This window comes from Achromobacter sp. DH1f (assembly GCF_000633435.1).
Classification (GTDB): Bacteria; Pseudomonadota; Gammaproteobacteria; order Burkholderiales; family Burkholderiaceae_B; genus Achromobacter; species Achromobacter deleyi.
Map to the genome: position 1 here is coordinate 270,445 of NZ_AYMF01000001.1, position 11,198 is coordinate 281,642.

Here is an 11,198-nt window from a genome sequence, read left to right on the forward strand (position 1 = left end):
GGGGTTGGGCCTATTCGGGGCGGATGCCGGCGCGGTCGACCAGGTCTTTGTACAAGGCCAGGCGTTGCGACATCATGGTGGTGAAGGCTTCAGGGGTCTGCAATTCGGGCGGCAGGGCGCCGCTTTTTTCCAGGGATTGCACCGTGGTGGGCTCGCGGGCCGCGGTCTGGACGGCGGTCAGCAGCTTTTGCACGATATCGGGCGGCGTGCCGGCGGGCGCGGCCAGTCCGATCCAGGACATCGAGTTAAGCACGGGATAACCCAGTTCGGCAAAAGTGGGGATATCCGGCAGTGTATCCAGGCGGCTGGGGGCGGCCACGGCCAGGGCGCGCATCTTGCCCATCTGGATGTGCGGCAGGAAGGGCGCCAGGTTGTCCAGCGCGAACTGGGCTTCGTTGGCCAGCAGGGCATTCAAGAGCGGCGCGCCGCCGCGATAGGGCACGTGCACGGCCTTGACCTGCACGGTGTTCTTGAGCAGTTCGGCATTGAGCTGGCCCATGCTGCCCACCCCGGCGGTGGCGAAGTGCACCTCGTCGGGGTGCGCCTTCAGGTAGGCGACGAACTCGGCGAAGGTCTTGACGGGCAGTTCGGCGCTGGTCACCAGTACGTTCGGGGTGCGCGCCAGCTGCGAGATCGAGGTGAAGTCCTTGATCGGGTCGTAGCCCAGCTTGGGGTGCATGATGGGGTTGGCCAGGTGCGAGCTTTGCGACGAGGCGACCAGCGTGTAGCCGTCAGGCTTGGCGCGCGCCACGCGCTGGCTGCCGATGGCGCCGCCGGCGCCGTCGCGGTTCTCGACCACGAGGGTCACGCCCAGCACCTTGCCGAGCGCTTCCGCGTACAGGCGGCCGACCAGGTCGACGGAACCGCCGGCCGGAAACGGCACGACCAGGCTGATGGGGCGCGAGGGGTAGGTGTCGGCGCGTGCGGCCAGGGGCAGCAGGGCGGCGCCTACGCCGGCGGCGAGCAGGTTGCGGCGGCCTGGCGACGGCGCCTCGGATCGATGCTTCATGAAGCTCTCTTGTAGTGACGGACGGTTCGGTCTATTCTGCAACGAAAATTGCAGGATGAAATATAGTCTGCAACGAACGTTGTTGAATTTGGGGTTATCACCTAGCGGCATGGCAGCCGCTGCGGGGCCCCTCATGGAGCCCGACCGCACGTGAACCTGCACCAACGCATCGCCGCCTACGACAAGAAGCTGACCAAGACCGAACGGCTGGTGGTCGAGGACATGCAGTCGCGCTATCCCCATGGCCTGCTGGAATCCGCCACGGCGCTGGCGCGCAAAGTCGGCACCAGTGCATCCACCGTGGTGCGCCTGTTGGCCAAGCTGGGCTACGACAGCTACGCGCAGGCGCAGATGCAGGCGCGGGCCGAGGTCACGGCGATGCTGGCCTCGCCGGGTGAACGGGCCGATGCGGTCAGCGTCGACAACCCGTCGGCGCAAGCCTGCCTGCAGAACGCCTTGCTGCACGACCAGCACAACCTGGAAGCGACGTTTGCCGCCATCGACGTGGCCGCCTTCGAAGCGGCCGTGCGCGCCCTGACCCAGCGCAAGGCGCGGGTGCACGTGCTGGGCCTGCGCCAGGCCGCGCCGCTGGCCAGCCACGTCGCGCTGTACCTGAATCTGTGCCTGCCCGGCGTGAAGGCCATGACGGCGTCCGGCCCACTGTTCCTGGAAGACCAGCTGCTGTGGCTGGACGAGCAGGACGTCTTGCTGGCGTTCACGTTCCGGCGCTACTCGGTGGCCGCGGCCAATGCCGTGAAGGTGTTCAAGGAGCGCGGCGGCAAGGTGGTGCTGATCACCGATTCGGCGGCCGCGCCGGCCGCCGCGTTTGCGCATCACGTGCTGCTGGCCCGCACGTCCAGCGCGTCGCCGTTCGATTCCTATGCGGCGGCGATGTCGATCTGCAACGCGCTCTTGGCAGCGGTGGCGTTGCGCCGTAAAAAGGAACTCGCGGCCACGCTGGAACGCGGCGAGGCATTGTGGGATTCGCAGTGGATCCACCCGCCCGCGCGCTGACGCGAAATCGGCCCGATTTTGCCTCCTTTCCGGGCTTGTCCAGATACGCCGGCACTAGCTGCTCTAGTACGGTATGACTGCCCCAAAACACGGCTTTTCAAGCCGTTTTTTTTTTGGCATATTGCGGCCGGACAAGCAGATTTCAGGAGTGCGGGAAATGGACTGGTGGCCGCAACGTCACATCGACGGCTTCGAGGTGAAGTGTGAAGTGGTCAGCCTGGATGCGGGCGTGCTGGCGATCGAGATCGCCGTGTCGCGGCCAGGCGATGCGGACTTCCAGCAGCGCTGGTCTCTGCCGCGTTTCGTGACCTTTGCCGACGAGAGCGTGGCCAGGCGCCATGCGGAACTGGTGCTGTCCGGCATCGTGTCGGTGGACCCGGCGACGGGCGAGCCGCGTTACGGTATTCTTTGACGCACGGGCTCGGCGCGGCCAGATGTCGATCTGCTTGCAGGCAGGTATCCAGACACGGCTTGCCCTACTGAATGTTGCGGTGCGCCACCCGGTGCCATGGGCTGCAAATCTCGTGGCCTGTGGTTTGAAGCGAATTCCGGCAGGGTGTGGACGATGTAGGTTTTGTTTCGTTTATCACATCATGTGCCTTGCGCCTTGGCCAGGGGCCGGTAGAGTGGTTAACGGATGACAACAACAAGGAGAGTTCCATGTTCGACAGTTTTCCTCGCTTGCGCCGCGCAGGCATGGCCGCCGCGACGCTCGGCGTAGCCGGGCTGCTGTTTGCCGGCTGCACCACCACCACCCCCAAGTCCGCCGCAACGGCGACCGAGCAACGGCAATCGATCAACAGCGCGGCCAACGCGTCGTTGGGCAAGCTGTACGAAGCCTCCCCCCAATCCAAGGAATTGATCGCGCGCGCCAAGGGCGTGCTGATTTTCCCTGACGTGCTGAGCGGTAGCTTCTTCATCGGCGCCGAGCACGGCAAGGGTGTGTTGCGGGTGGGCGGCGCCAATGCCGGCTACTACAGCACCACGGCAGGCTCGATCGGCTTCCAGGCCGGCGCGCAGTCCAAGGCGATGTTCGTGCTATTCATGACGGACGACGCCCTGAACAAATTCCGCAACAGCAATGGCTGGACGGTGGGCGCGGATGCCACGGTCGCGGTGGTCGACATCGGCGCCAACGGCCGTATCGACACCAATACGGCCCAGCAACCGATCGTGGGCTTCGTGCTGAACAACGGCGGCTTGATGGCCGGCGTGTCGCTGGCCGGCACCAAGATCTCGAAGATCGAAATGTAAGGGGCATTGCTCCTCGGGATGTCGATCCCATGCAAAACGCCGCGGTGGCTTCACCGCGGCGTTTTTTCTTTGGAAGGCGTTGGCGCCGTTCAGCGCAGGATGTCGTCGCCGTGGTTGCGGACCGCGCTTTCGCGTTCGATTTCAGCGGCTTCGATTTTCGGGTCCAGGCCGCGCCAGCGCAGGATGTGGCCACGTTCTTCGGCGGGTTCCCAGCCCAGGATGCCGTAGCGGGTGATTTCGGTTTCGCCGGTGTCGAACGCCACTTCAAAGTAGCCCTGACGATCGGGTAGCGTGCTGCCGGGGAACCATTCGGTTTCAGGCATGGTGTGCTCCTTGCTAAGCGATGGAGGGGGCGCCGCTGCCGGGTCGGTCCTGCGGCGGACATTTTCATTGTGGGCTTGCCGGCCCGATACCGCAAGCGCGCATCAGGCCAGCGGCACGGCGGTGGTGTAGAGCACCTGCTTGAGCGCGAAGCTGGAGCGAATGCTGGCCACGCCGGGAATGCGCGTGATGTGTTCGACGATCAGGCGTTCGAGCGCGTCCACGTCGGGCACCAATGCGCGGATCAGGTAGTCGGCATCGCCCGACATCAGGTAGCACTCCATGATTTCGGGCAGCACGGCGATTTCGCGTTCGAACACGTCCAGCGCGGCCTTGCGTTGCTTGTCCAGCGAGATCTGGATGAACACGTTGACCTTCAGGCCGAGTTTGCGGGCGTTGAGCAGCGTCACCCGACGGTCGATCAGGCCTTCGGTTTCCAGTCGCCGCACGCGCGCCAGGCAGGGCGAGGCCGACAGGTTGACGCGCGCGGCCAGCTCGACGTTGGTCAGGCGGGCGTCGCGCTGGAGTTCATTGAGAATGCGGATGTCGGTGGCATCCAGGTTGATGTCCGGCATAAGTCACCTGTGGTTCTGGGGTAGACAGTTCATTTGTGCCGAGTATGCATGGAATGGCGGTAAATTGAGGTGAAATATGCTGGGGTTTACCCTATAGACTGTTTCTTTCTTTGGCTAATCGGCCAAAGCACGGAATATTCAAGCGGTAGATGTAGCTGTGAGCCACGAGAGCACGTTGCGCAAGTTGTTGCCCCTGGCGGGGGCGGTCATGATCTGGGGCGGCAATTGGCCCGTCATGAAGCTGGGGTTGGCGCACATGAGCCCGCTATGGCTGGCGGCCAGCCGGTTCGGTTCGGCCGCGCTGATCAGCGTGGCGGTGCTGGCCATGCTGGGGCGGCTGCGCTTGCCGACGCGCCAGGAATGGCCGCTGGTGGCCGGCGTGGCCTTGCTGCAGATGGGGGCGTTTACCGCGCTGGCGCTGTGGGCGTTGCAATACGTGGCGCCGGGGCGCGCATCGGTGATCGCCTACGCCACGTCGATCTGGGTCATTCCGCTGTCCTCGCTGGTGCTCAAAGAGCGCCTGTCGCCGGCCCAATGGGGCGCGACGGCGCTGAGCTATGCCGGCATCGGCGTGATCGTCGCGCCGGCATTCAGCCCATGGCAGGCGCACACGGTGATCGGCCTGGTGATGCTGCTGGGCGCGTCGTTCGCCTGGGCCTGCAACATCATCCAGCTGCGCGGCAACCGCCACGTGCGGCTGGGCGCCGACATGATTCCGTGGCAAACCGCGATTGCGACCGTGCCGCTGGCGGCATTGGCCTGGCTGCGCGATGGTGCACCCACCTTTCTGGCGGTGCCGGATGCCTGGCCGATCATTCTGTATACCGGGCCGCTGGCCACGGCGCTGACGTTCATCGTGGTGCTGGGCATGACGCAGAAACTGCCGCCGGTGGCGACGTCGATTGCGATGCTGTGCGTGCCGGTCATCGGCCTGATCGTGTCGTCGGTGGTGTTCCATGAGCGCATTTCGCCGGACCTGGCGCTGGGCCTGGGCTTGATTGCCCTGAGCGTGGCGGCGTCGGCCGCGGCGGCGCGCATGAAGCGGCCCCTGGCGTTGCGGCCGTCATAGGGGCAGCCGGGCAGGGCGGCGCAGGGCGGCATGCTATCGTTGCGGTATTCATTTGAGAGTTACCACGCATGGCATTGCATCGTTTCGAGAAGGGCGAACTGGGTCATTGGCTGCGCATCGTTGCCGACAATTCGGAACCGGGCGCCGTCCAGACCAGCGTGCCCGCGCATGTGGCGCAAGCGCTGCAAACCCTGCGCTGCATCGAGGCCGGTGCCGACGGCGCCTGGCGCATCACCGACAAGGGCAAGCTGTCTCTGCGCATGGAAGAACCCGGCGCCATGCATTTGCGCTAGCGCGCCTGCGTCATCGGCCTTAGGGCATCAGGCCGACCCCTCCTGCATCGTCATTTCCCGCTACGTGTTTGTGACGTATCGCTTCGCGCGTTTCGTGGCGAATTAGTGCGTTTCTTGCGAACTTTGACGCGGTATTGCGCGACTTTCAGTCCTATTCTTGCGCCCTACGGGAATCTCCTGAGACGGTTTGTCTGATTTGGCTGCGTCCGGACGTATCGCGGTCGGGTGCGCGCCGGTAAGATGAACTTGCGTGACGTTTTCAGGTCTATTCATTGCGCGGGAATTCTGCAACCCGCTACGTCACGCGTGGTTCACGCGTTTAGGTAACCGACTGGGAGGTAACACATGCAGCATCGTGACCAGGAAGTACTGATCGACGTTTCCACAGCGGCCATGGATACCGGCGGATATGGCGTACTGCTGACGGTAACGGCTGAGGGCGGCACCGAGGTGGATGCCGCGTTTTCCCACTTGGGCAACTGCGCTTCGTTGGACGAAGCACGAGATCGCGCGGAAATCTTCGCGCAGAACTGGGTCGAGGAAAACATCTTCCGGTAGGGCATGGCAAGCCCTTGAAGGAAGTTGAACGGCTGTACCGGTCTGTGTGCGCATGACGCTTCGAATGATGCTTGCACGATGGCGACGTAAATTTGGGTTATCGTCGCTGCTCCCTAACAAGCAGCCCTTATCGGGCATGCGTCGTTCCAAGATGACTGCCGCACAGACCAACTCCGCGCTGGCGGAGCACATCAACGCTTTTCGCGCGCATTTCGACTCCGTCATCCTGCCCATGTGGATCGGGCCGGGCTTCAATGACGTGCTGGGTCTGCCCTTTGAATCCCTGGATGCGGTCACGGGCCGGCCGATGCCGGCCGAGCGCTATCGCGCCATGGCGTGCGCGCGTCAACTCTACGTGTATGCCGAGGCGTCAGGCGCTGCGGCCGCGGCGCACGCCGACCGCCTGTTCGCTTCGTTGCGCCGGCTGTTTCGCGACGAGTCGCATGGCGGCTGGCGCTACAGCATCGACGCCGCGGGGCGGCCGCTGGACGAGACGCAGGACCTGTACACCCATGCCTTCATCGTGTTCGCGTGCGCGGCGTATTTTCGCCGGTCTCGCAACGCGGACGCGCGCAAGCTGCTGCTGGCCACGGCCGAGACCATCGAGTCGCGCTTCAAGGCGGCCGATTCGCTGTACCACGCTGCGCTGAGCCCGGATTGGAGCCAGGTGCTGCGCGGACCGGCGCAGAATCCCATGATGCACCTGACCGAGGCCTACCTGGCCGCGGCGCAGGTGGCCGAGCCGGCCCTGTTCGCGCAGCGTCTGCGCGGGCTGGCGCAGGCGATGACACAGTCTTTCCTGAGCGCGCCGACGCAATGCATTTCGGAAGCGCCGCAAGGCGCGGCCGGCAACCGCATCGAACCGGGCCATCAGTTCGAATGGCTGTCACTGGTGCGCGGCGCGGCCGACGTGTTCGACGGGCTGGACCTGGCCGAATCCCTGCCGCGCGGGGTCCATTGGGCCCGTGGACACGGCGTGGATGCCGGCGGCGTCATTGCCGCGCTGGACGAGCGCGGCGGGGTGCTGGACGACACGCGCCGGATCTGGGCGCAGACCGAATACCTGCGGGTCCTGGCGGTGGTGGGTGACCTGCCGGCGCTGGTGTCGGCATTGGGGCATTTCCGGGCCCATTTCCTGCATGCGGGCGGCTGGTACGAATGCCTGGACGGCAGCGGCAACGTGGTGCGGGCAGACATGCCGTCGACCTCGCCTTACCACCTGGCAACCTGCCTGGCGGCCTTGCCGGCCGTTGTTTAATTGCGCCGTTAACAATTTTTGTCTAATCGGGGACGGATTTTGATAGAAAAACATTGGTGAAATCCCTTACAATTTGGTAACTATGTTTGTGGGGAAGCATCAATGAGCGTTATGTGCTTGGCTTGCCAACGCATTAACCCCGGGCTTGCGGGCGTTGCACCGCATTCTCATTTGGGGCACCAGGGATTCACCAACCCGACACAGAAGGGCCGCGAGGAAAGCCGCGAAGACCACTTCCGCTGCTTGAGCTGCGGCGCCAAGTGGCTGCGCGAGACGGACAAGTGGGGTGTGGACCTGGGATTCAAGCTGGCCCCCTGACGGGCCGGCGGCGGCGCCCAGGCCGCCGACGTAGTGCAAGTGCCGGGCCCCGCAAGGGGCCCGTTTGTTTTTGTTACGGCATGGCCGCTTCGGGGTCTTGCCGGGCGGTGTCCAGCAGCCAGTCGCGAAAGCAGGCCAGCGCATAGTGGTCGCGCCGTTGCGGCGGGGCGCACAGGTGGTAGCCGCGGGCGATGGCGATGCGCAGGTCGGGAAAGGGCGAGACCACATGGCCGGCCTGCAGGTCGTCCTGCACCAGGCAGCGCTGCAACACCGCGATGCCCATGTCCGCCATGACGGCGCGCACCAGGATGCTGACCTGTTCGAAACCGCTGGCCAGGGTGATGGCGTCGCGCTGCACGCCGGCCGCGTCGAACCACCGGGCCCAGTTGTCGGGGCCGTTGGAGTGGTAGAGCAGGGGTTCGCCGAGCAGGTCGATGGGCCGGTCCCACAGGCCGGACGCGCGCCGGGCGGCCAGCCGCGCCGGGCTGCAGATGACGACCATTTCGCGACCGATCACGTAGTCCGCCTGCCAGCCGGGCCATTGGCCGGCCACGCCCGAAAGAATGGCGGCGTCCGGCGTGGCGCCGGAGAAGTCCTCGTTGCGGCGGTAGGCGGCAAAGCCCAGCTGGATGTCGGGATGGCGCCGGTGGAAGTCGGGCAGGCGGGGCACCAGCCACGCACTGGCCAGGGTGGGCACGCTGGCCAGCGTCAGCCGCAGGCGGCGGTTGTCGGCGCGCAGTTCGGCGCTGAGCGCTTCGATGGCCTGCAGCGGCGCCAGACCGCCTTCGTAGAGCTTGCGGCCGGTGTCGGTGAGGGTCAGGCCGTGGGCGTTGCGGCGCATCAGCGGCTGGCCGAAATGGGCTTCCAGACGGGCGATGGCGCGGCTGACGGCACCCTGGGTGACGCACAGGTGGTCGGCCGCCAGGGTGAAGCTGCCCAGCCGCGCCGCGGTCATGAAGGCGTGCAGCTCGGACATGGACGGCGAGTGCAGGCGCATGGCGCGGCGGTCCTTGGAACCCGTCAGGCACGGGTCCTAGCATGAGCATTGGTAATGAAGGCGTGCAATATAGTCGTTTGAAAGGCGGTCGTAAAGTTTGGACACTGGCGGCCTCGCAGCACGACCTGCACCTTGTTTTCGGAGTCGCTCCATGTCCCGCCTTTTCGGCTGTTCCGCGCGCATCGCGCTTGCCGGCGTCTGCGCCGCGCTGTCTTTCGCTGGCACGGCCACCGCCGCCGACTATCCCTCGCGCCCCATCAAGCTGGTGGTGCCGTTCGCCGCGGGCGGTTCGACCGACATCGTGGCGCGCCTGGTGGCCGAGTACGCCGGCCGCGACCTGAAGCAGACCATCGTGGTGGAGAACAAGGCGGGGGCGGGCGGTTCGCTGGGCATGGAACAGGTGGCGCGCTCGGTGGCCGATGGCTACACCATTGGCATGGCGACGATGAGCACGCACGGCTCGAACCCGGCCGTGTACCGCAAGATGAACTACGACCCGGTCAAGGACTTCGAACCCGTGGCCAACGTGCTGGCCGTGCCCAGCATCTTCGCGATCAACCCGAACATTCCGGTCAAGAACATGGCCGAGTTCGTAGCGCTGGCCAAGGGTTCGCCGGACAAGTACAGCTTTGCCTCGCCGGGCGTGGGCTCGCTGGGCCACGTGAACATCGAGAACTTCATGATGCTGGCTGGCATCAAGCTGCTGCACGTGCCGTACCGCGGGGCGGGCCCGGCGCTGAACGACGTGATGGGCGGGCAGGTGGATGCGATCACCGACAACCTGTCCTCGACGCTGCCCCAGGTGCTGGGCGGCAAGCTGCGTCCCCTGGCCGTGCTGGGCGCCGAGCGTTCGCCGCTGCTGCCGGACGTGCCCACCTATATCGAGCTGGGCTATCCCGACATGGGCACCGGCGGCTGGTTCGGCCTGGTGGCGCCGGCGGGCACGCCGCCCGCGGTGGTGCAGCGCCTGAATCAGGCGGTGCGCGCGGCCATGCAGGACCCGGAGTTCCGCAAGAAGGCCGAGGACGTCGGTGGTACGCTGATGCCCACGACCCCGCAGGAATTCAAGGTCCAGATCGAGCAGGCCCTGGCGCGTTATGCCAAGGTCGCGAAGGCCGCCAACATCCAGGCCGATTAAGGCCTGTCAACCCGACTCCCGACGATGACACACGCCGATTTCCAAGCCGTTTCCGTGCACGCGCCGACTGCGCCGGCCTTGCCGCTGGTCTGCGATTCGCCGCACAGCGGCGAGCAATATCCCGCCGACTTCAATGCCGCCGCGAGCCTGGCGCAATTGCGCCAGGGCGAGGACACGCACGTGGACGCCTTGTGGTCGGCGGCCCCCGCGCTGGGCGCCACGTTGATCGCGGCGCATTTTCCGCGGGTCTACATCGACCCGAACCGCACGTTGCGCGACCTGGACCCGGAACTGTTGGCCGAGCCCTGGCCCGAGCCGCTGGACCCCGGCGAAAAGACGCGGCTGGGCAAGGGGCTGATCTGGCGCCGCATGGACAAGGCCACGCCGATCTACGACCGCAAGCTGACGCTGGCCGAAGTGCGGCATCGCATCCAGGCGTACTACGAGCCCTACCATGCGGCGCTGGCGCAGGCGATCGAAACCGCGCAGCGCGATTTCGGCGCGGTCTGGCATCTGAACCTGCATTCGATGCCGAACGACGCCTACGAGCGCCTGGGGCGCCAGAGCGAGCATCCGCTGGCGGACTTCGTGCTGGGTGACCGTGACGGCACCACCTGTGAGCCGGAATTCATCGCGCTGATCGAAACCGAGCTGCGCGATCGCGGCTACACGGTGGCGCGCAATGATCCGTACAAGGGCGTGCAGCTGATCGCGCAGATCGGCCAGCCGGCGCTGAACCGCCACAGCCTGCAGGTCGAGATCCGTCGTCCGCTGTACATGGACGAGGCGACGCGCGAGCGCAATGCGGGCTTTGACAGCCTGCGCGCAGACCTGTCGCAGGTGCTGGAACGGGTGGCGCATTATGTGCGGTCACGCATGACGGCCATATCGTCGACAAAATAGACGCGCGTGCATATTGCGTGGCGGTGCGGCCCCGGTTGATGCAGATCAACCGGGGCCGCGCTGCATGCGCTTAAGTTTCGCCGTGGCGGGCCGTTGTCGCTAACAACGTGCTGCGCCGCCACTGGGCGCGGCCTATAGGGAACCTGTATGGCCGAGAAGATCATCAACGGTTTTTCCGTCGTGGCGTATGCCACGCAGCCTGAAGGCCGTGTGCCCGCGCGCGCTTTCCTGGAAACGCGGCGCTTGCCGGCCAAGCCCGTGAAGCCGGTCAAGGGCGCAGCGGTGGCCCCCGAGCCGCAGGTCGAGGACGAACCCGCGCCCGCGGACGAACCGGAAAGCCTGGCGTTCGAGATCTTCGTGACGCGCCGTTTTCGCAGCACGGTCGAGGCCATGTCGGCCGCGCGCAATGCGCTGGACCGCGTGAAAGCCGTGGACGCCGAGGGCGTGCCGGACCCTCTGCCGGACTGAGTTTTCCGGCGCATCCGCCGGAT

General features: G+C 65.7%; 15 protein-coding genes. 11 read left to right on the forward strand and 4 right to left on the reverse strand.

Annotated features, from left to right (window positions below; translation table 11 throughout):
* Positions 1-10: 10 nt before the first annotated feature.
* A complete protein-coding gene (locus U858_RS0101255; RefSeq protein WP_025135375.1) occupies positions 11-1,009 on the reverse strand; it encodes a tripartite tricarboxylate transporter substrate binding protein in 999 nt (332 codons plus the stop codon).
* A gap of 150 nt (positions 1,010-1,159) precedes the next feature.
* On the opposite strand from U858_RS0101255, the gene U858_RS0101260 reads away from it, so the two are divergent.
* The 3 genes from U858_RS0101260 (at position 1,160) to U858_RS0101270 (ending at position 3,277) form a co-directional block, all read left to right on the forward strand.
* A complete protein-coding gene (locus tag U858_RS0101260) occupies positions 1,160-2,023 on the forward strand; it encodes a MurR/RpiR family transcriptional regulator (protein ID WP_025135376.1) in 864 nt (287 codons plus the stop codon).
* A gap of 157 nt (positions 2,024-2,180) precedes the next feature.
* The gene (locus U858_RS0101265) at positions 2,181-2,435 is read left to right on the forward strand and encodes a hypothetical protein (RefSeq protein WP_025135377.1); all 255 of its coding nucleotides are present in this window, start codon (positions 2,181-2,183) and stop codon (positions 2,433-2,435) included.
* Positions 2,436-2,683: 248 nt separating this feature from the next.
* Entirely contained in the window at positions 2,684-3,277 is a 594-nt protein-coding gene (locus U858_RS0101270) for a YSC84-related protein (protein WP_025135378.1), read from the forward strand.
* An 89-nt stretch (positions 3,278-3,366) separates the two neighbouring features.
* Here the strand turns inward: U858_RS0101270 and U858_RS0101275 are convergent, their stop codons facing one another.
* The gene (locus U858_RS0101275) at positions 3,367-3,600 is read right to left on the reverse strand and encodes a hypothetical protein (RefSeq protein ID WP_025135379.1); all 234 of its coding nucleotides are present in this window, start codon (positions 3,598-3,600) and stop codon (positions 3,367-3,369) included.
* Positions 3,601-3,702: 102 nt separating this feature from the next.
* Positions 3,703-4,173, reverse strand: coding sequence for an Lrp/AsnC family transcriptional regulator (locus tag U858_RS0101280; RefSeq protein WP_025135380.1), 471 nt, complete (start codon positions 4,171-4,173; stop codon positions 3,703-3,705).
* A gap of 208 nt (positions 4,174-4,381) precedes the next feature.
* Here U858_RS0101280 and U858_RS0101285 point away from each other — a divergent pair, with 208 nt between their 5' ends.
* The 5 genes from U858_RS0101285 (at position 4,382) to U858_RS36475 (ending at position 7,669) form a co-directional block, all read left to right on the forward strand.
* Positions 4,382-5,242, forward strand: coding sequence for a DMT family transporter (locus tag U858_RS0101285; RefSeq protein WP_232786470.1), 861 nt, complete (start codon positions 4,382-4,384; stop codon positions 5,240-5,242).
* Between the two features lie 68 nt (positions 5,243-5,310).
* Positions 5,311-5,535, forward strand: coding sequence for a hypothetical protein (locus U858_RS0101290; RefSeq protein WP_025135382.1), 225 nt, complete (start codon positions 5,311-5,313; stop codon positions 5,533-5,535).
* 345 nt (positions 5,536-5,880) lie between these two features.
* A complete protein-coding gene (locus U858_RS0101295; RefSeq protein ID WP_006218759.1) occupies positions 5,881-6,093 on the forward strand; it encodes a hypothetical protein in 213 nt (70 codons plus the stop codon).
* 151 nt (positions 6,094-6,244) lie between these two features.
* A complete protein-coding gene (locus U858_RS0101300; protein WP_025135383.1) occupies positions 6,245-7,351 on the forward strand; it encodes an AGE family epimerase/isomerase in 1,107 nt (368 codons plus the stop codon).
* A 102-nt stretch (positions 7,352-7,453) separates the two neighbouring features.
* Positions 7,454-7,669, forward strand: a complete 216-nt coding sequence (locus tag U858_RS36475; RefSeq protein WP_025135384.1) for a hypothetical protein — start codon at positions 7,454-7,456, stop codon at positions 7,667-7,669.
* 73 nt (positions 7,670-7,742) lie between these two features.
* On the opposite strand, the gene U858_RS0101310 is transcribed toward U858_RS36475, so the two are convergent.
* A complete protein-coding gene (locus U858_RS0101310) occupies positions 7,743-8,666 on the reverse strand; it encodes a LysR substrate-binding domain-containing protein (RefSeq protein WP_025135385.1) in 924 nt (307 codons plus the stop codon).
* 151 nt (positions 8,667-8,817) lie between these two features.
* Here U858_RS0101310 and U858_RS0101315 point away from each other — a divergent pair, with 151 nt between their 5' ends.
* The 3 genes from U858_RS0101315 to U858_RS0101325 all read left to right on the forward strand — a co-directional run bounded on the left by U858_RS0101315 (position 8,818) and on the right by U858_RS0101325 (position 11,175).
* Positions 8,818-9,804: a tripartite tricarboxylate transporter substrate binding protein gene (locus U858_RS0101315; RefSeq protein WP_025135386.1), complete on the forward strand. Its 987-nt coding sequence runs from the start codon at positions 8,818-8,820 to the stop codon at positions 9,802-9,804.
* A gap of 24 nt (positions 9,805-9,828) precedes the next feature.
* Positions 9,829-10,707, forward strand: coding sequence for an N-formylglutamate amidohydrolase (locus U858_RS0101320; RefSeq protein ID WP_025135387.1), 879 nt, complete (start codon positions 9,829-9,831; stop codon positions 10,705-10,707).
* 147 nt (positions 10,708-10,854) lie between these two features.
* Positions 10,855-11,175 (forward strand): hypothetical protein, encoded by a 321-nt coding sequence (locus U858_RS0101325; protein WP_025135388.1) that lies wholly within the window; start codon positions 10,855-10,857, stop codon positions 11,173-11,175.
* The last annotated feature ends 23 nt before the right edge of the window (positions 11,176-11,198 follow it).

What these genes read in the sequence shown, in the direction of transcription:
- U858_RS0101280 (WP_025135380.1), bottom strand. Translation starts at nt 4,173, where the DNA reads ATGCCGGACATCAACCTGGATGCCACCGACATCCGCATTCTCAATGAA.
- U858_RS0101320 (WP_025135387.1), top strand. Translation starts at nt 9,829, where the DNA reads ATGACACACGCCGATTTCCAAGCCGTTTCCGTGCACGCGCCGACTGCG.
- U858_RS0101300 (WP_025135383.1), top strand. Translation starts at nt 6,245, where the DNA reads ATGACTGCCGCACAGACCAACTCCGCGCTGGCGGAGCACATCAACGCT.
- U858_RS0101255 (WP_025135375.1), bottom strand. Translation starts at nt 1,009, where the DNA reads ATGAAGCATCGATCCGAGGCGCCGTCGCCAGGCCGCCGCAACCTGCTC.
- U858_RS0101295 (WP_006218759.1), top strand. Translation starts at nt 5,881, where the DNA reads ATGCAGCATCGTGACCAGGAAGTACTGATCGACGTTTCCACAGCGGCC.
- U858_RS0101270 (WP_025135378.1), top strand. Translation starts at nt 2,684, where the DNA reads ATGTTCGACAGTTTTCCTCGCTTGCGCCGCGCAGGCATGGCCGCCGCG.
- U858_RS0101265 (WP_025135377.1), top strand. Translation starts at nt 2,181, where the DNA reads ATGGACTGGTGGCCGCAACGTCACATCGACGGCTTCGAGGTGAAGTGT.
- U858_RS0101285 (WP_232786470.1), top strand. Translation starts at nt 4,382, where the DNA reads ATGATCTGGGGCGGCAATTGGCCCGTCATGAAGCTGGGGTTGGCGCAC.
- U858_RS0101310 (WP_025135385.1), bottom strand. Translation starts at nt 8,666, where the DNA reads ATGCGCCTGCACTCGCCGTCCATGTCCGAGCTGCACGCCTTCATGACC.
- U858_RS0101275 (WP_025135379.1), bottom strand. Translation starts at nt 3,600, where the DNA reads ATGCCTGAAACCGAATGGTTCCCCGGCAGCACGCTACCCGATCGTCAG.
- U858_RS0101315 (WP_025135386.1), top strand. Translation starts at nt 8,818, where the DNA reads ATGTCCCGCCTTTTCGGCTGTTCCGCGCGCATCGCGCTTGCCGGCGTC.
- U858_RS36475 (WP_025135384.1), top strand. Translation starts at nt 7,454, where the DNA reads ATGAGCGTTATGTGCTTGGCTTGCCAACGCATTAACCCCGGGCTTGCG.
- U858_RS0101325 (WP_025135388.1), top strand. Translation starts at nt 10,855, where the DNA reads ATGGCCGAGAAGATCATCAACGGTTTTTCCGTCGTGGCGTATGCCACG.
- U858_RS0101290 (WP_025135382.1), top strand. Translation starts at nt 5,311, where the DNA reads ATGGCATTGCATCGTTTCGAGAAGGGCGAACTGGGTCATTGGCTGCGC.